Source organism: Pseudomonas sp. 910_21 (genome assembly GCF_052850735.1).
Window position 1 is genome coordinate 396,713 of sequence record NZ_VXCY01000003.1, and the last position, 18,426, is coordinate 415,138.

Here is an 18,426-nt window from a genome sequence, read left to right on the forward strand (position 1 = left end):
GAGCCTCTGCCGAGGCTCAATGGGCGACAGCGCCCTTGCAGCGCTTGAGCCGCGCTTCCAGGTTGCGATCCGGCATGGCGTGGCTGCGCAGGGCCTGGACCGTCTGCTCGACATAATCGCGGGTGGTGCCATAACGCCCGCAAGCGCTTTCGAACACCTGACTCAGTACATGATCCGGCAGATTGCCGGCATAGCTGGGCAGGTGCCGTTCCAGCACAAAGCCCAGGGCCTGGACCTGGCTGCCGTCCTCAAGGCGGCAGTTGAGCCAGTGCGGACGGTAAGAGGGATAAGGCATTTCACGTTGCCACAGGGCATACAGCGACGCATCCAATTGCTCCTCCGGCAGCCGATAGGCAAAGCCGCTGCAGGAGCCCCCGCGATCCAGACCGAACACCAGCCCCGGCAGCTCCGGAGTACCGCGATGCTCGTGGGACCACAAGTAGAGACCGCGATGATAGCCATGCACCCGGCCACGCATGCGCTCGACCGCCGAACACTCCGGGCGCCAGATCAATGAACCGTAGGCGAACAACCAGACCGGGCCGCCCTTGTGCCGGGCCATGGTGGACTGCATGGAGCTGAGAAGTTGTTCGTGTGTCAGCTGCGGTCCCAGATCGAGCCGCGGAGGGTAAGCCAGATTCAGATAACTGGATTCAAGGGCTGTCATGGCGAATAGCGTTCGGCTCCCCGCGTAAAAGAAGTTACTTAATAGAACGCTTGGCAGTAACTACAAGACACATAAGTTTCAAGGCAAGTTAAGTGCCACTAGAGCAGCACTCAAGTTGAAGGCTTATATATAACCTACCGGCATTTATTTAATTATCTAAATACCGATGGGCTATATACAGAGTTATAACGAAAGGACGGGGCCGATGCAGTCAGGGCCGCGGGGCGTAGGCAAACACGTCCGCCCGCATTTGATGGGCATCCATACCGGCGTTCACCAGAGCGTCCAAGGTGGCGTAGATCATGGCTGGCGAACCGCTGGCGTAGACATGCACCGACGACAGGTCGGCGATGTCCTCGCAAACCGCCTCATGCAGCATGCCGCAGCGCCCCTCCCAACCGCACAGGTCGCTGACCACCTTGTGCAGATAGAGATTGGGCAGTTGCTGCCACTCATCCCAGTGTTCCAGCTGATAGAAATCTTCCGGCCGGCGTACACCCCAATACAGGTGCACCGGATACTTGAAGCCTTTGGCCCGGCAGTGCTCGATCAGGCTGTGCATCTGTGCCATACCGGTACCGGCAGCGATCAGCACCAGCGGTCCCTCCGGTAACTCGGCCAGGTGAGTGTCGCCAAAAGGCAATTCGACCCGAGCCATGCGGTTGCGCTGCAACTGCTCCATCAAGCTCTGCGCACTGTTTTCGCGCACCAGCACATGCAGTTCCAGATCACGCCCGCAATGGGGCGCCGAAGCCAGGGAAAAGGCCGACTTCTCACCGTTATCCCGCTCCAGCATCAGGTACTGGCCCGCGTGATAGCGAGGTGGCTTGCCGGCCGGCGCCCGCAGCCTGACCCGCCAGACATCGCCGCCGACCTCAAGGCACTCAGTGAGCTGACACGACAAGCTGCGCACCGGCAACTCTCCCAGCGCAAGGACGCCATCCCACAGCACAATGCAGTCTTCCAGCGGCTCTGCAATGCAAGTGTAGAACTCACCGTGGTCACGCACATCGCCGGCTTGCTGCACGCTGCCCTCCACCAGCAGGGCCGCGCACACGTGACAGTTGCCATTGCGGCAGCTCTGCGGGCATTCATAGCCCAGGCGCCGCGCCGCATCGAGAATCCGCTCGCCGGGCAGCGTCTCAAGCACCGCTCCGGAGGGCTGCAAGGTTACACGCATCAATCTATTCCTAACTGATTCCAGATGGCATCGATCCGGCGGGTGACCGCCTCATCCTTGACGATGACCCGGCCCCACTCTCGGGTGGTTTCTCCGGGCCACTTGTGAGTGGCATCGAGCCCCATCTTCGAGCCAAGGCCAGACACCGGCGAGGCGAAGTCGAGGTAGTCGATCGGGGTGTTGTCGATCATCACCGTGTCGCGCTTGGGGTCCATGCGTGTGGTGATGGCCCAGATCACGTCGTTCCAGTCCCGGGCATTGATATCGTCGTCGGTGACGATAACGAACTTGGTGTACATGAACTGTCGTAAAAACGACCAGACACCCAGCATTACCCGCTTGGCGTGGCCCGGGTACTGCTTCTTCATGGTCACCACCGCCATGCGGTACGAGCAGCCTTCTGGCGGCAGGTAGAAGTCGGTGATTTCCGGGAACTGCTTCTGCAGGATCGGCACGAATACTTCGTTCAGCGCCACGCCGAGAATCGCTGGCTCATCCGGCGGCCGGCCGGTGTAGGTGCTGTGATAGATCGGCTTGATGCGGTGGGTGATGCGCTCCACGGTGAACACCGGGAAGCTGTCGACTTCGTTGTAGTAGCCAGTATGGTCGCCGTACGGGCCTTCATCGGCCATCTCGCCGGGATGAATCACCCCTTCAAGGATGATTTCGGCGGTGGCCGGCACTTGCAGGTCATTACCACGGCACTTCACCAGTTCGGTGCGGTTGCCCCGCAGCAGGCCGGCGAAGGCGTATTCGGAGAGGCTGTCCGGCACCGGGGTCACGGCACCCAGGATAGTTGCCGGGTCGGCGCCCAGGGCAACGGACACCGGGAACGGCGTGCCCGGATGCTTCTCGCACCACTCGCGGTAATCCAGGGCGCCGCCACGATGGCTCAACCAGCGCATGATCACCTTGTTGCGGCCGATCACCTGCTGACGATAGATACCGAGGTTCTGCCGGTCCTTGTTCGGACCCTTGGTCACGGTCAGGCCCCAAGTGATCAGCGGCCCGACGTCGCCTGGCCAGCAGGTCTGTACCGGCAGCATGCCAAGGTCGACGTCGTCGCCTTCGATCACCACTTCCTGGCAGACCGCATCCTTGACCACCTTGGGTGCCATGGAAATGATCTTGCGGAAGATCGGCAGCTTGGACCAGGCATCCTTCAAGCCCTTGGGCGGCTCCGGCTCCTTGAGGAAAGCCAGCAGCTTGCCGATCTCGCGCAGTTCGCTGACGGCTTCGGCGCCCATGCCCAGGGCCACGCGCTCGGGGGTACCGAACAGGTTGCCGAGCACGGGGATGTCATAACCGGTGGGGTTCTCAAACAACAGGGCCGGGCCTTTGGCACGCAAGGTGCGATCGCAGACCTCGGTCATTTCCAGCACTGGGGACACCGGAACCTGGATGCGCTTGAGTTCCGAGCGCTGTTCCAGGCCGCTGATAAAGTCGCGCAAGTCGCGATACTGCATGCGTGAGCCTCGTTTTCGCCGTGGCATTCGGGGCAGGCAGTTTAGCGCCGAACCCACAGGTTCAGAATAGAGAATGTCAGATAGCAAAAAGCCGGGTTTCCCCGGCTCTTGCTGGCCTGATCGATTTACTTGCGTTTCATCGACAGGAAGAACTCATCGTTGGTCTTGGTCTGTTTCAGCTTGTCGACCAGGAACTCGATGGCTGCAACTTCATCCATGGGATGCAGAAGCTTGCGCAGGATCCACATGCGCTGCAGCTCGTCGTCGGCGGTCAGCAACTCTTCGCGGCGGGTGCCGGAACGGTTGATGTTGATTGCCGGGAAGACGCGCTTTTCAGCGATCTTGCGGTCCAGGGGCAGTTCCATGTTGCCGGTACCCTTGAACTCTTCGTAGATCACTTCGTCCATCTTCGAACCGGTTTCAACCAGTGCGGTGGCGATGATGGTCAGCGAGCCGCCTTCTTCGATATTCCGCGCGGCGCCGAAGAAACGCTTCGGTTTTTCCAGGGCGTGGGCGTCGACACCACCGGTCAGAACCTTGCCGGAGCTCGGGATCACGGTGTTGTAGGCACGGGCCAGACGGGTGATGGAGTCCAGCAGGATCACCACATCCTTCTTGTGTTCAACCAGGCGCTTGGCCTTCTCGATCACCATCTCGGCCACTTGTACGTGGCGGGTTGGCGGCTCGTCGAAGGTGGAGGCGACCACTTCGCCGCGCACGGTGCGCTGCATTTCGGTCACTTCTTCCGGACGCTCGTCGATCAACAGCACGATCAGATGAACTTCAGGGTTGTTACGGGTGATGTTCGCAGCAATGTTCTGCAGCATGATGGTCTTGCCCGCCTTTGGCGGAGCAACGATCAGACCACGCTGGCCTTTACCGATCGGAGCGCACAGGTCGATGACACGACCGGTCAGGTCTTCGGTGGAACCGTTGCCGGCTTCCATCTTCATGCGCACGGTCGGGAACAGCGGCGTCAGGTTTTCGAACAGAATCTTGTTCTTGGCGTTCTCGGGACGGTCGTAATTGATGGTATCGACCTTGAGCAGCGCGAAGTACCGCTCGCCTTCCTTCGGAGGGCGGATCTTGCCAACGATGGTGTCACCGGTGCGCAAGTTGAAGCGACGGATCTGGCTTGGCGAGACGTAGATATCGTCCGGGCCGGCCAGGTAGGAGGCGTCGGAGGAGCGGAGGAAGCCGAAGCCGTCCTGGAGGATCTCCAGCACGCCATCACCGGAAATTTCCTCACCGCTTTTCGCGTGCTTTTTCAGCAGGGAGAAAATCACGTCCTGCTTGCGCGAACGGGCCATATTTTCTATGCCCATCTGTTCGGCCAATTCGAGCAGTTCGGTAATCGGCTTTTGCTTGAGTTCAGTCAGATTCATATAGGAATGACGTAATCATTTATAGAGGGGGGAAATTAAGCTTTTGGCTTAATGAGGCCGCGCCGCAGAGAAGGCGACAGGATCGCGTACTTATTCGAAAAGGAGAGCGTCGGCGACGGCTTGCAGGGGGCACTGGAGAAACCAGTGCGGGGCCGAATGTAACACCTGAGTTTCGGAGCGTCTAGCCCTCAATTACGAAAAAGCCCCGCATTTTGCGGGGCTTTTCCAGGGCACTGAAAATCGACGCTTAGATGTTCGCGTCGAGGAAAGCTGCCAATTGCGACTTGGACAGTGCGCCGACCTTGGTGGCTTCGACATTGCCGTTCTTGAACAGCATCAGGGTCGGGATACCACGCACGCCATGCTTGGCCGGGGTTTCCGAGTTTTCGTCGATGTTCAGCTTGGCAACGGTCAGTTTGCCTTTGTAGGTTTCAGCAATTTCGTCCAGAACCGGAGCGATCATTTTGCATGGGCCGCACCACTCAGCCCAGTAGTCGACCAGTACAGCGCCTTCGGCTTTGAGTACGTCGGCCTCGAAGCTGGCATCGCTGACGTGTTTGATAAGATCGCTGCTCATGGAATTCTCCAGGTTGTAAGCAAAAAAACGTGGCCCATCATATCTGCCCTTCCCGCGTTCAGGAAGCCGGAGATGATTGACTCTAACTATGGTGCCCCATGAGTTTGGGTATAGCTCAGCTCAAGAAGAAGCGGGGGTGACAAAGGCGATTCCGGTGCGCAAGGCCGCATTGCGCACATGCTCCTGCATGGCCTTTTGTGCCGCTCCCGAGGCGTGCCGGGCCAGGGCGCGGAGGATCTTGCGGTGTTCCTGCCAAGTTTCCATGGCCCGTTCGGGTCGGATGAACGGTAGTTTCTGACTTTCCAGGAAAATCTCGGCGCTGGTGCTGAGGATACTCAGCATCGCTTGGTTGCCGCTGGCCAGGAGGATTTTTCGGTGAAACTCGAAATCCAGCCGCGCCGCCGCCTCAAAATCCCCGGACCGCAACTCGCGACGCATGGCCTCGACATTGTCTTCCAGGGCATCCAGCTCATCAGCGGTCAGGGTCACCGCCGCCAACCCCGCGGCAAAACCCTCCAGGGCATAGCGCAACTGGAAGATATCCACAGGTGAAGCCTGGGCGGCGAACGGCCAACTCAAGCCGACACCGGCTGCCGGAGCCTCGGGAGCCTGGACGAACACGCCCTTGCCCGGCTGCACACTGATCACCCCCAGCGCGCTCAAGGATGACAGCGCCTCACGCAGCGACGCCCGACTGACTCCCAACTGCAGCGCCAGATCCCGCTGCGAAGGCAGCGCATCCCCCGGGCCGAAGCCCTGCTCGCTGATCAATTGGCGAATGGCTTGCAGCGCCACTTCGGGTACGGCACGGGTAATCGAATTCATGGGCTTGAGGCTGGCCGGTGCAGGAAAAGCTCCCTTGTAAAGCTATTCGCCGAACCCGGCAAGTCGTGCCCCAAGGGGGTTCGACGGCACGACCCTATGCCCGATCCGAGTGCGAAAAAACACGCAACTGTTCAGACCAGTAAGACCGACAGAAGCCAGTAAAACCCGTATTTCCAGGACCTTTTCCGCGTGTTGGCATGGCCTGTGCTCTGTCGCCACACAGAAATCACTTCCCACGACTTGCGGAGATTCGCCATGACCAAACGCTGCAGCGCCCTGCTCTCTGCCCTGTTTGCCAGCCTGCTGCTGGCCCAGGCCCCGGCCCAGGCCAATGCCCTGGACGACGTGGTGGCCCGCGGCACCCTCAAGGTCGCGGTGCCTCAGGACTTCCCGCCCTTCGGCTCGGTAGGCCCGGACATGCAGCCCCGTGGCCTGGACATCGACACCGCGCGCCTGCTGGCCGAGCAGCTCAAGGTCAAGTTGGAGCTGACCCCGGTCAACAGCACCAACCGCATTCCGTTCCTCACCACCGGCAAGGTGGACCTGGTGATCTCCAGCCTCGGCAAGAACCCGGAGCGGGAGAAAGTCATCGATTTCTCCAAGGCCTATGCGCCCTTCTACCTCGCAGTCTTCGGCGCGCCCGACGCGGCCATCGCCGGCCTCGACGACCTCAAGGGCAAGACCATCAGCGTCACCCGGGGCGCCATCGAGGACATCGAGCTGAGCGCCGTGGCCCCACAAGGCGCGATCATCAAGCGCTTCGAGGACAACAACTCCACCATCGCCGCTTACCTTGCCGGCCAGGTGGACCTGATCGCCAGCGGCAACGTGGTGATGGTCGCCATCAGCCAACGCAATCCCAAACGCATTCCGGCGATGAAGATCAAGCTCAAGGACTCCCCGGTCTACGTCGGCGTCAACAAGAACCAGCCGGAGTTGCTGGACAAGGTCAACCAGATCCTCAGTGCCGCCAAGGCTGACGGCGCCCTGGAGAAGAACTCCCAGCTGTGGCTCAAAGAGCCACTGCCGGCTGACCTCTGATCGTCGCCCCGGAGCTTGAGCATGGCTTATCAGTTCGACTTCCTGCCGGTGCTGGAAAATACCGGCCTGCTGCTGCGCGGCGCCCTGTTCACCCTGGAGTTGACCGCCATAGGCACCCTGTTGGGGGTCAGCCTGGGGATAGCCGGGGCCCTGGTGCGGGCCTGGAAGATCCAGCCCCTGGCGGCGATTTTCGGCGTCTACGTCGAGCTGATCCGCAACACGCCGTTCCTGGTGCAGTTGTTTTTCATCTTCTTCGGGCTGCCATCCCTGGGCCTGCAGATTTCCGAGTGGCAGGCGGCGGTGCTGGCGATGGTGATCAACCTCGGTGCCTACTCCACGGAAATCATCCGTGCCGGCATCCAGGCGATTCCCAAGGGCCAGCTGGAGGCCGCAGCGGCCCTGGCCATGAGCCGCTTCGAAGCCTTTCGCCACGTGGTGCTGCTGCCGGCCCTGGGCAAGGTCTGGCCGGCCCTGTGCAGCCAGATCATCATCGTCATGCTGGGCTCGGCAGTGTGCTCGCAGATCGCCACCGAGGAACTGAGCTTCGCCGCCAACTTCATCCAGTCGCGCAACTTCCGCGCTTTTGAAACCTACGCCCTGACCACCCTGATCTACCTGTGCATGGCCCTGCTCATCCGCCAGTTGCTGAACTGGTTCGGCCAGCGCTACATCCTGAGGAACGGCCGATGAGCGACTTCACCTTCTGGGACATCCTGCGCAACCTGCTCAGCGGCTTGCAGTGGACCCTGTTGCTGTCCCTGGTGGCCTTTGTCGGCGGCGGTGTGATCGGCCTGCTGGTCATGACCCTGAGGATCTCCGACAAGACCTTTGCCTGCGCCTTCGCCCGCACCTATATAGAACTGTTCCAGGGCACGCCGCTGTTGATGCAGCTGTTCCTGGTGTTCTTCGGTATTGCCTTGCTGGGTGTGGATATCTCGCCCTGGCTGGCGGCCGCCATCGCCCTGACCCTGTTCACCAGCGCCTACCTGGCGGAGATCTGGCGCGGCTGCGTCGAATCGATCCCCCACGGGCAGTGGGAAGCTTCGTCGAGCCTGGCGCTCAATCCCTATGAACAGCTGCGCTACGTGATCCTGCCTCAAGCGCTGCGCATCGCCGTGGCGCCCACCGTGGGTTTCTCGGTGCAAGTGGTCAAAGGCACCGCGGTGACCTCGATCATCGGTTTCACCGAGCTGACCAAGACCGGCGGCATGTTGGCCAATGCCACCTTCGAGCCCTTCATGGTCTACGGCCTGGTGGCCCTCGGCTACTTCCTGCTCTGCTACCCCCTGTCCCTCAGCGCGCGCTACCTGGAAAGGAGACTGCATGCCTCTGCTTAGAATTTCCGCCCTGCATAAATATTACGGCGAGCACCATGTGCTCAAAGGCATCGACCTGAGCATCGAGGAGGGCCAGGTAGTGGCGATCATCGGTCGCAGCGGCTCGGGCAAGAGCACCCTGCTGCGTACCCTCAACGGCCTGGAGTCGATCAACGATGGCGTGATCGAGGTCGATGGGGAATACCTGGACGCCGCCCGCGCCGATCTGCGCAGCCTGCGACAGAAGGTCGGCATGGTGTTCCAACAGTTCAACCTGTTCCCTCACCTGACCGTGGGCGAGAACGTGATGCTGGCCCCGCAAGTGGTGCAGAAAGTGCCCAAGGCCCAGGCTGCCGAACTGGCGCGGCAGATGCTGGCCCGGGTCGGTCTGGCGGAGAAGTTCGATGCCTTTCCGGATCGATTGTCCGGCGGCCAGCAGCAGCGGGTTGCCATTGCCCGAGCCTTGGCGATGTCGCCCAAGGTGCTGTTGTGCGATGAGATCACCTCGGCCCTGGACCCGGAACTGGTCAATGAAGTGCTCAGCGTGGTGCGTCAGCTGGCCCGGGACGGCATGACCCTGATCATGGTCACCCATGAGATGCGCTTTGCCCGAGAAGTGGGCGACAAGCTGGTGTTCATGCATCAGGGCAAAGTGCATGAAGCGGGAGATCCCAAGCAGCTGTTCGCTCATCCGCAGACCGCCGAGCTGGCGAACTTCATTGGCAGCACCGAACAGGCTTGAGGCTCCCGTGTCGCAGGATCCGGCTGGCCGGCGAACAGCGACAGCGCAGCCTGCCGAGGGTTTTATGCGTTGAATCAACGCATTGGACACTGCGCGTTGGCGCGAGCCGTTGATCGTGGCAGGATGGCGAGGTTATCGACCGAGACCCCCAACCATGCCCCAATCCCAAGCCAAGAATCTGTCCCTGATCGCCGCGATCGATCTGGGCTCCAACAGCTTTCACATGGTCGTGGCCAAGGCCCGGAACGGTGAAATCCGCATTCTCGAGCGGCTCGGTGAAAAGGTTCAACTGGCCGCCGGAATCAACGAAGAACGCCAGCTCAACGAAGAATCCATGCAGCGCGGGCTCGACTGCCTCAAGCGCTTCGCCCAACTGATCAATGGCATGCCGCCGGGCACAGTGCGCATCGTCGGCACCAACGCCCTGCGTGAAGCCCGCAACCGCGGTGAGTTCATTCGCCGGGCCGAGGAGATTCTCGGCCACCCGGTCGAGGTCATCTCCGGCCGTGAAGAGGCCCGACTGATCTACCTCGGGGTGTCTCACACCCTCGCCGATACCCCGGGCAAGCGCCTGGTGGCCGACATCGGTGGCGGTAGTACCGAATTCATCATCGGCCAGCGCTTCGAGCCCCTGCTGCGGGAAAGCCTGCAGATGGGCTGCGTCAGCTTCACCCAGCGCTACTTCCGCGACGGCAAGATCACCCCCGCCCGCTACGCCCAGGCCTACACCGCAGCGCGGCTGGAGATCATGAGCATCGAGCATGCCCTGCATCGCCTGACCTGGGACGAAGCCATCGGCTCCTCCGGGACCATCCGTGCCATTGGCCTGGCCCTCAAGGCCGGCGGCCAGGGCAGCGGCGAAGTCAATGCCGAAGGCCTGGCCTGGCTCAAGCGCAAACTGTTCAAGCTCGGTGATGCCGAGAAGATCGACTTCGAAGGCATCAAGCCCGATCGCCGGGCGATCTTCCCCGCCGGCCTGGCGATTCTCGAAGCGATCTTCGACGCCCTGGAACTGCAGCGCATGGACCACTGCGAAGGCGCCCTGCGTGAAGGCGTGCTCTACGACCTGCTGGGCCGCCACCACCATGAAGACGTCCGTGAACGCACCCTCGGCTCACTGATGGAGCGCTACCACGTAGACCTGGAGCAGGCCTCCCGCGTCGAAGGCAAGGCCCTGCGCGCCTTCGACCAGGTGGCGGCGGACTGGGACCTGGAGGACGGTGTCTGGCGCGAGCTGCTGGGCTGGGCCGCCAAGGTTCACGAAGTGGGACTGGATATCGCCCATTACCACTACCACAAGCATGGCGCCTACCTGATCGAGCACTCGGACCTGGCCGGTTTCTCCCGGGAAGACCAGCAGATGCTGGCCCTGCTGGTGCGCGGCCACCGCCGCAACATTCCCAAGGAGAAATTCGCCGAGTTCGGCGATGACGGCATCAAGCTGATCCGCCTCTGCGTGCTGCTGCGCTTCGCCATCCTGTTCCATCACATCCGTGGCACCCAGCAGATGCCTCAGGTGAGCCTGAGCGCCGAAGGCGATCATCTGGATGTGGAGTTCCCGGAAAACTGGCTGGATGAAAACCAGCTGACCCAGGCCGACTTCGCTCTTGAAGCCGAATGGCTGACCCGGGTCGGCATCGTGCTCAACGTCCGCTGACCCCGCCACAGACCTGTAGGAGCCGGCTTGCCGGCGAAGAGGCCGGGAAACCCTGCATAGTTCTCAAGGCCGCCTTCGCTGGCAAGCCAGCTCCTACCAAACGCCCAACGCAAGCCAATAAAAAAGGCCAGCCCGGTGATCGGGCTGGCCTTTTTCATTGGCGCCTGTAGCGCTTAGCGCACTGGCAACACCGGGCTGCCGAGTCGCTCCAGCAGGGTCGCCTGGGCACTGCGCGGGTTCTGGTTGCCGGTCGGCGTGTTGCGGATGTAACGACCGTCGGACTGCAGGCTCCAGCTGTGGGTGTTATCGGTGAGATAACTTTCCAGCTCTTTCTTGACCCGCAGGATCAGCTTCTTGCCTTCCACCGGGAAGCAAGTCTCGACCCGCTTGTCGAGGTTGCGCTCCATCCAGTCGGCACTGGAAAGGAACATCTGCTCCTCGCCACCGTTGAGGAAGTAGAACACCCGAGTGTGCTCTAGGAAGCGACCGATGATGGAGCGCACATGGATGTTGTGGGAAACCCCGGCAATCCCCGGACGCAAGCAGCACATGCCCCGCACCACCAGGTCGATGCGCACGCCGGACTGGCTGGCCTTGTACAGCGCGCGGATGATCTTCGGATCGGTCAGCGAGTTGAACTTGGCGATGATGTGCGCCGGCTTGCCGTCCAGGGCGAACTGGGTCTCCCGGGCGATCATGTCGAGCATGCCCTTCTTCAGGGTGAACGGCGCATGCAGCAGCTTCTTCATGCGCAGGGTCTTGCCCATGCCGATCAGCTGGCTGAACAGCTTGCCGACGTCTTCGCACAGGGCATCGTCGGAGGTCAGCAGGCTGTAGTCGGTGTACAGGCGGGCGTTGGCCGCGTGGTAGTTGCCGGTACCCAGGTGCGCGTAACGCACGATTTCACCCGCCTCGCGACGCAGGATCAGCATCATCTTGGCGTGGGTCTTGAAGCCCACCACGCCGTAGATCACCACCGCGCCGGCAGCTTGCAGACGGCTGGCCATCTGCAGGTTGGACTCTTCATCGAAACGCGCACGCAGCTCGATCACCGCGGTGACTTCCTTGCCGTTGCGCGCCGCGTCCACCAGGGCGTCGACGATCTCCGAGTTGGCGCCGCTGCGGTACAGGGTCTGGCGCACCGCCAGCACATGCGGGTCCTTGGCGGCCTGGCGCAGCAGGTCGACCACGGGGGTGAAGGACTCGAACGGGTGCAGCAGCAGGATGTCCTGCTTGCTGATGACGCTGAAGATGTTCTCGCTGTTCTGCAGCAGTTTCGGGATCTGCGGGGTGAACGGGGTGTATTGCAGCTCCGGATGACTGTCCAGGCCGGTGATGCTGAACAACCGCGTCAGGTTCACCGGACCGTTGACCTGATAGAGCTCGGTCTCGTGCAGGTTGAACTGTTTGAGCAGGTAGTCCGACAGGTGTTTCGGGCAAGTGTCAGCCACTTCCAGACGCACCGCATCACCGTAGCGACGGGAGAACAGCTCGCCGCGCAGTGCGCGGGCCAGGTCTTCGACGTCTTCGGTGTCCACCGCCAGGTCGGCGTTACGGGTCAGGCGGAATTGATAGCAGCCTTTCACCTTCATGCCCTGGAACAGGTCATCGGCGTGGGCGTGGATCATCGACGAGAGGAACACATAGTTGTCGCCAGGGCCGCCGACTTCTTCCGGGACCTTGATGATCCGCGGCAGCAGGCGCGGCGCCGGGATGATTGCCAGGCCGGAATCGCGACCGAAGGCATCGATGCCTTCCAGCTCGACGATAAAGTTCAGGCTCTTGTTCACCAGCAGCGGGAACGGGTGCGTCGGATCGAGGCCGATGGGGGTGATGATCGGCGCGATCTCGTCGCGGAAGAAGCGCCGGACCCAGGTCTTGAGCTTGGTGGTCCAGTGACGGCGACGGATGAAGCGGATCTGATGCTTCTCCAGTTCCGGCAGCAGGATGTCATTGAGGATCGCGTACTGGCGATCGACGTGACCATGTACCAGCTCGCTGATGCGGGCCAGAGCCTGGTGCGGTTGCAGGCCGTCGGCACCGGCCTGTTCCCGGGCAAAGGTGATCTGCTTCTTCAGACCCGCGACGCGAATCTCGAAGAACTCGTCCAGGTTGCTGGAGAAGATCAGCAGAAACTTCAGGCGTTCCAGCAGCGGGTAGGACTCGTCCAGCGCCTGTTCCAGCACACGGATATTGAACTGCAGTTGCGACAGCTCGCGGTGGATATAAAGGCTACTGTCATCCAGGTTGGGAATGACAATGGCCGGCGTCGGTTGCGCCTCGGCCACCACGGGCGCGGGCTCGAGCTCCGGCGGGGTTTCAACCACTTGCTCGACCACCGGCTGAGCGTCTTTTACGGCAACTTCTGAGAGTCCTTCAGTATTCATCGCGTGTTCCTGGGAGGGCTATTTTTGCTCTCGTAACAATTGAGCAGCACGAACGGCAAAGTAAGTCAGGATGCCATCGGCACCTGCACGTTTAAAAGCGGTCAGGGATTCAAGAATAACCCCTTCACCCAACCAACCATTCTGGATCGCCGCCATGTGCATGGCGTATTCGCCGCTGACCTGATAGACAAAGGTCGGCACCTTGAATTCATCCTTGACCCGAAAAAGGATATCCAGGTACGGCATGCCCGGTTTGACCATGACCATGTCCGCCCCTTCAGCCAGGTCCGCCGCCACTTCATGCAGGGCTTCGTCACCGTTGGCCGGGTCCATCTGGTACGAGGCCTTGTCGGCCTTGCCCAGGTTCAGCGCCGAGCCCACCGCATCGCGGAAGGGGCCGTAGTAGGCACTGGCATACTTGGCCGAGTAGGCCATGATCCGCACATTGACATGCCCCGCCAGCTCCAGGGCTTCGCGAATCGCCTGGACCCGCCCGTCCATCATGTCCGACGGTGCCACCACCTGGGCTCCGGCCTCGGCGTGGGACAGGGCCTGACGCACCAGGGCATCGACGGTGATGTCGTTCTGTACATAACCCTGTTCGTCGAGGATCCCGTCCTGGCCATGGGTGGTGAACGGGTCCAGGGCCACGTCGGTGATGACGCCCAGCGCCGGGAAGCGTTCGCGCAAGGCGCGGGTGGCGCGCTGGGCAATACCTTCAGGGTTCCAGGCCTCGGCCGCATCCAGGGACTTGAGCCCGGCCGGCGTCACCGGGAACAGCGCCAGGGCCGGAATCCCCAGCTCGACCCAGTGCGCCGCCTCTTCCAGCAACAGGTCAATGGTCAAGCGCTCCACACCCGGCATCGAGGCCACCGCCTCGCGGCGATTCTCACCGTCGAGCACAAACACCGGCAGGATCAGGTCGTCCACGCTCAACCGGTTTTCGCGCACCAGACGGCGCGAGAAATCATCACGACGGTTACGCCGCAGGCGAGTGGCAGGGAACAGACGGCTGGCAGGGGTAAAGCTCACGGCGGACTCCAGGGCCCGCGCTGGCGGGCGAGCGTGACAGTTATAAGCGGGCATTATGACGAACAGATGACAGTTGTGCTCAAGCTGTTGACCGGCAGCAACACTCATTGTCATTGGCCCAATTGTTCACGTCGAGACACATTTCGATACTTTCCCGAACGTCGTCGAAGGGGTAGGCTGCGCGTTCATTTCGCCAGCATCCAGACAATGCTCCAACAATTTCTTCAGGATTTCGGCTACTTCGCCCTCTTTCTCGGCACGTTTTTCGAAGGCGAAACCATTCTGGTTCTAGCCGGGTTTCTAGCGTTCCGCGGATACATGGATATCAACCTGGTGATGGTGGTTGCCTTCTTCGGCAGCTACGCCGGTGACCAGCTGTGGTACTTCCTGGGGCGCAAGCATGGCCGCAAGTTGCTGGCGCGCAAACCGCGCTGGCAGATGATGGGCGATCGGGCGCTGGAACATATCCGCAAGCATCCGGATATCTGGGTGCTGAGCTTCCGCTTCGTCTATGGCCTGCGTACCGTGATGCCGGTGGCCATTGGCCTGTCCGGCTATCCGCCGGGCCGCTATCTGCTGCTCAACGGTATTGGCGCAGCCATCTGGGCGGTAGCCCTGGCTTCGGCGGCGTACCACTTCGGCGCCGTCATGGAAGGCATGCTCGGCAGCATCAAGAAGTACGAGCTGTGGGTACTGGGCGCGTTGCTGGTACTGGGTTTCGGCCTGTGGCTGCGGCGGCGCTTCAAGAACGCCCGCCTGGCCAAGCAGATCTATGAAGCCGAACAAGCCGCCGAACAGGACAAGGCCAAGGCTCCGACGACACCAGTGGAGTAACACGCCGGTCATTGGCATGCTGTCAGCACCCTGAACCTGGAGAAAAACCATGAGCAAAAAAGTTGCAGTGATCCTTTCCGGTTGCGGCGTGTTCGACGGTGCCGAGATCCACGAAAGCGTGATTACCCTGCTGCGCCTCGACCAGCGCGGCGCCCAGGTGCAGTGCTTTGCCCCGAACATCCCGCAGATGCATGTGCTCAACCACCTGACCGGCGAAGCCATGCCCGAGACCCGCAACGTGCTGGTGGAGTCGGCGCGCATTGCTCGCGGCCAGGTCAAGGACCTGCGCGAGGCCAATGTCGAAGACTTCGATGCGCTGATCGTGCCCGGCGGTTTCGGTGCGGCCAAGAACCTCTCCAGCTTTGCCACCGAAGGCGCGGCCTGCACAGTCCAGGCGGACGTCCTGGCCCTGGCCGAAGCCTTTGCCGAAGCGGGCAAGCCGGTGGGCCTGATGTGCATCGCCCCGGCCCTGGCGGCGAAAATCTATGGTCCTGGCGTGACCTGTACCATCGGCAACGATGCCGATACCGCCGCAGCCCTGGGCAAGATGGGCGCCAGCCACGCCGAATGCGCAGTGGGCGACATCGTCGAAGACAAGGCGCGCAAACTGGTGAGCACCCCCGCCTACATGCTGGCGCAATCCATCAGCGAAGCCGCCGCCGGGATCAACAAACTGGTAGACCGGGTGCTGGAACTGACCCACGAAGGCGAGCAGTAATCCCCTAGCCCCCCACTTCAGGAGGAGCCGCTGGCTCCTCCATCAGGCCTGACGCGCCAGCCGGGTCAGAATCCGGTCCAGGGCATTGGCGAACGCCTGCTTCTCCCGCTCGCCATAAGGCGCCTGCCCGCCACTGACCTGCCCCTGCTCCCGCAGATCGGTGAACAGATTACGCACCGCCAGGCGCTCCCCCATGTTCTGCGCATCGAACTCCTTGCCTCGCGGGTCCAGGGCCGACACACCCTTTTTCACCAAACGATCGGCCAACGGCACATCACTGCAGATCACCAGTTCACCGGGCACTGCATGCTCCACCAGGTAATCGTCGGCAGCATCCGGGCCACTGGGCACCACAATCAATTTGACGCAGGCAAAGGCCGGCTTGATCTGCGCTTGCCCGGCCACCAGCACCACCTCGAACTGGCGCTTCAAGGCAAAGCGCACCACCTGCTCCTTGGCCGCCTTGGGGCAAGCGTCGGCATCGATCCAGACACGCATTGATGTTCTCCTCACAAAATGCAAAACGGGCAAGCCAGCCCCCGCAGGAACGGGCTTGCCCGCGATCAGCGACGCTGCCGACTCAAGACGCGCGCAGTCGCTGCTTCTCACTCATGCGGCTGCGACTGTACAGCACCACGATCGCCAGGATCGCCACGGCCTGAGCCCCCAGCGAGTAGGCATCAGCATGAATGCCCAGCCAGTCGAAGTCGAAGAAGGGTACCGGCCGGGTGCCGAAGATGCCCGCTTCCTGCAACGCCTTGACCCCGTGCCCGGCAAATACCACCGACAAGGCACACAACAGCGCCGCGTTGATGCCGAAGAACAGCGCCAGAGGCAGCTTGGCCGAGCCTCGCAGGATCACCCACGCCAGGCCCACCAGCAACACCAGAGCGGTGGCACCACCGGCCAGTACCGCGTTATGCCCGGCGGGACCGGCCTGCAGCCACAGGGTCTCGTAGAACAGGATCACCTCGAACAGCTCGCGATACACCGAGAAGAACGCCAGCACGGCAAAGCCGAAACGTCCGCCGCCGCCCACCAGGCTGCTCTTGATGTAATCCTGCCAGGCCGCTGCATGCCGGCGGTCGTGCATCCACACCCCGAGCCACAACACCATGACACTGGCGAACAACGCCGTGGCCCCCTCCAGCAGCTCCCGCTGGGACCCGCTGACATCAATGACATAGGCCGCCAGGGCCCAGGTGGCCAGACCGGCCAACAGGGCCAGCCCCCAACCGACGTTGACACTGCGCACCGCCGACTGCTGGCCGGTATTGCGCAGGAACGCAAGGATCGCCGCCAGCACCAGAATGGCTTCCAGGCCTTCGCGCAGAAGGATCAGCAAACCGGAGATAAAGCTCAGGGACCAGCTCAGGCTGTCGCCACCCAACAACTCGGCGGACGCCTTGAGCTTGGCCTTGGCGGCGTCCAGGCGCTGTTCGGCCTGGGCCACCGGCAGCCCGTCCTGCAATGACTGCCGGTAGGCCATCAGGGCCTTCTCCGTGTCCTTGCGCACTGTGGCATCGACGTTGTCCAGGGAGCTTTCCACCAGCTCGAAACCTTCCAGATAAGCCGCTACCGAAAGATCGTAGGCTTGCTCATGGTCGCCGTTGCGATAGGCCGCGAGGCTCTTATCCAGGGTCGAAGCGGTGTAGTCCAACAACTGCGCCGGGCCACGCTTGACCTGAGGCGGCTGGGCCCGCTGCGCGCGGAACGTAGCGGCTGCCTGCGGCCCCTGGGCGGCCAGCACTTCAGCAGGTGTCTGCCGGGCCAGGTCGGCCAGGTTAAAGCTCTGCTCGCCCTTGGCCGCTGCAGGATCGGCGCTGAACCCGGCGATGTAGGTGGCCAGGTCCCAGCGCTGACGGTCATCCAACTGATCGGCGAAGGCCGGCATGTCGGTGCCTTCGACACCCAGCCCCAGGGTGTTGTAGACCGCGTACAGACTCAGGCGATCAAGACGCTCGGCATCGCGCAGGTTGGCCGGCGGCGGAGTCATGCCCACACCTGCCGGACCATCGCCAGCGCCTTTCTCCCCGTGGCAGACCGAGCAATGCTGGGCATACAGCGGCGCACCACGAGCAGGGTCCGGGGTGATGACCGGTGCCTGACTGACCTCATAGGCCACCGCCAGCTTGGCCCCCATCTGCCGCGCCAGGCGTGCCACTTGGCTACCCTCGACGCGATCGTCCACCGCCTTGCGCAGGCTGACGATGCCCTGCTCCAGTTCGGCTTTCTCCGGCTTGGCCGGCAGGTCGGCGATCAGCCCCTGCAGGACTCCAAGAAACTCCACCTGCTCGCGGTATTCGGACTCGTCGATGACCTTGCCAGCGTCAACCGTGGGCGGGTAATCGGCGCCAATGTAATCCAGCAGATGCAGGGCCTTGGGCGCGCCATCGACGGTATCGGCCAGCAGGTTGGAGCTGCAGAGCGCGAGTACCGGCAGCACCAGCAATGCCAGTAAACGGGAAGGGCCAGTCATGAACGAATCTCAAATGGAAATACGAAGTAACATATTGTTCACTCCCAGTGAGTTTCACTCAAGGCTTATCCGCCTGTTGAAACACTTGCGCCGACCACCGCCTGCCCAACGGCACCCGCC

Annotated in this window: 17 protein-coding genes; 7 read left to right on the top strand and 10 right to left on the bottom strand. The window is 62.0% G+C overall.

Annotated elements, in window-relative coordinates; all coding sequences use genetic code 11:
* Positions 1-16: 16 nt before the first annotated feature.
* From FW796_RS11825 to FW796_RS11850, 6 genes are all read right to left on the bottom strand, one after another.
* Entirely contained in the window at positions 17-667 is a 651-nt protein-coding gene (locus FW796_RS11825; protein ID WP_346633339.1) for a gamma-glutamylcyclotransferase, read from the bottom strand.
* Between the two features lie 211 nt (positions 668-878).
* Positions 879-1,847: a CDP-6-deoxy-delta-3,4-glucoseen reductase gene (locus tag FW796_RS11830; RefSeq protein ID WP_346633340.1), complete on the bottom strand. Its 969-nt coding sequence runs from the start codon at positions 1,845-1,847 to the stop codon at positions 879-881.
* Positions 1,847-3,313, bottom strand: coding sequence for a 4-hydroxy-3-polyprenylbenzoate decarboxylase (gene ubiD / locus FW796_RS11835; RefSeq protein WP_123726769.1), 1,467 nt, complete (start codon positions 3,311-3,313; stop codon positions 1,847-1,849). The genes FW796_RS11830 and ubiD overlap by 1 nt, the downstream gene beginning before the upstream one ends.
* A 125-nt stretch (positions 3,314-3,438) precedes the next feature.
* A complete protein-coding gene (gene rho, locus FW796_RS11840) occupies positions 3,439-4,698 on the bottom strand; it encodes a transcription termination factor Rho (RefSeq protein WP_017125454.1) in 1,260 nt (419 codons plus the stop codon).
* 247 nt (positions 4,699-4,945) lie between these two features.
* Positions 4,946-5,275, bottom strand: a complete 330-nt coding sequence (gene trxA / locus FW796_RS11845) for a thioredoxin TrxA (protein WP_016967174.1) — start codon at positions 5,273-5,275, stop codon at positions 4,946-4,948.
* 120 nt (positions 5,276-5,395) lie between these two features.
* The gene (locus FW796_RS11850) at positions 5,396-6,100 is read right to left on the bottom strand and encodes a FadR/GntR family transcriptional regulator (RefSeq protein WP_346633341.1); all 705 of its coding nucleotides are present in this window, start codon (positions 6,098-6,100) and stop codon (positions 5,396-5,398) included.
* A 255-nt stretch (positions 6,101-6,355) separates the two neighbouring features.
* Here FW796_RS11850 and FW796_RS11855 point away from each other — a divergent pair, with 255 nt between their 5' ends.
* The 5 genes from FW796_RS11855 to ppx all read left to right on the top strand — a co-directional run bounded on the left by FW796_RS11855 (position 6,356) and on the right by ppx (position 10,856).
* Positions 6,356-7,141, top strand: a complete 786-nt coding sequence (locus FW796_RS11855) for a transporter substrate-binding domain-containing protein (RefSeq protein WP_404937880.1) — start codon at positions 6,356-6,358, stop codon at positions 7,139-7,141.
* Between the two features lie 21 nt (positions 7,142-7,162).
* Entirely contained in the window at positions 7,163-7,831 is a 669-nt protein-coding gene (locus tag FW796_RS11860; RefSeq protein ID WP_213665230.1) for an amino acid ABC transporter permease, read from the top strand.
* Positions 7,828-8,478 (top strand): amino acid ABC transporter permease, encoded by a 651-nt coding sequence (locus FW796_RS11865; protein WP_346633344.1) that lies wholly within the window; start codon positions 7,828-7,830, stop codon positions 8,476-8,478. The genes FW796_RS11860 and FW796_RS11865 overlap by 4 nt, the downstream gene beginning before the upstream one ends.
* Positions 8,465-9,199 (top strand): amino acid ABC transporter ATP-binding protein, encoded by a 735-nt coding sequence (locus FW796_RS11870; protein ID WP_446439388.1) that lies wholly within the window; start codon positions 8,465-8,467, stop codon positions 9,197-9,199. Before FW796_RS11865 ends, FW796_RS11870 begins: the two co-directional genes overlap by 14 nt.
* Positions 9,200-9,353: 154 nt before the next feature.
* Positions 9,354-10,856 (top strand): exopolyphosphatase, encoded by a 1,503-nt coding sequence (gene ppx / locus FW796_RS11875; protein ID WP_346633346.1) that lies wholly within the window; start codon positions 9,354-9,356, stop codon positions 10,854-10,856.
* A gap of 173 nt (positions 10,857-11,029) precedes the next feature.
* Here the strand turns inward: ppx and ppk1 are convergent, their stop codons facing one another.
* Complete coding sequence (gene ppk1 / locus FW796_RS11880; protein ID WP_346633347.1) at positions 11,030-13,243, bottom strand: polyphosphate kinase 1; 2,214 nt, start codon at positions 13,241-13,243, stop codon at positions 11,030-11,032.
* 18 nt (positions 13,244-13,261) lie between these two features.
* Positions 13,262-14,275: a porphobilinogen synthase gene (gene hemB, locus FW796_RS11885; RefSeq protein WP_060841658.1), complete on the bottom strand. Its 1,014-nt coding sequence runs from the start codon at positions 14,273-14,275 to the stop codon at positions 13,262-13,264.
* Between the two features lie 207 nt (positions 14,276-14,482).
* On the opposite strand from hemB, the gene FW796_RS11890 reads away from it, so the two are divergent.
* Both FW796_RS11890 and elbB read left to right on the top strand, forming a co-directional pair.
* On the top strand, positions 14,483-15,109 hold the full coding sequence (locus FW796_RS11890) for a DedA family protein (protein ID WP_346633348.1): 627 nt from the start codon (positions 14,483-14,485) through the stop codon (positions 15,107-15,109).
* Positions 15,110-15,158: 49 nt separating this feature from the next.
* The gene (gene elbB, locus FW796_RS11895) at positions 15,159-15,827 is read left to right on the top strand and encodes an isoprenoid biosynthesis glyoxalase ElbB (RefSeq protein WP_346633349.1); all 669 of its coding nucleotides are present in this window, start codon (positions 15,159-15,161) and stop codon (positions 15,825-15,827) included.
* Positions 15,828-15,869: 42 nt separating this feature from the next.
* On the opposite strand, the gene FW796_RS11900 is transcribed toward elbB, so the two are convergent.
* Positions 15,870-16,325, bottom strand: coding sequence for a YaiI/YqxD family protein (locus FW796_RS11900; protein ID WP_346633350.1), 456 nt, complete (start codon positions 16,323-16,325; stop codon positions 15,870-15,872).
* 82 nt (positions 16,326-16,407) lie between these two features.
* Entirely contained in the window at positions 16,408-18,306 is a 1,899-nt protein-coding gene (locus FW796_RS11905; RefSeq protein WP_346633351.1) for a cytochrome c/FTR1 family iron permease, read from the bottom strand.
* Positions 18,307-18,426 lie beyond the last annotated feature (120 nt).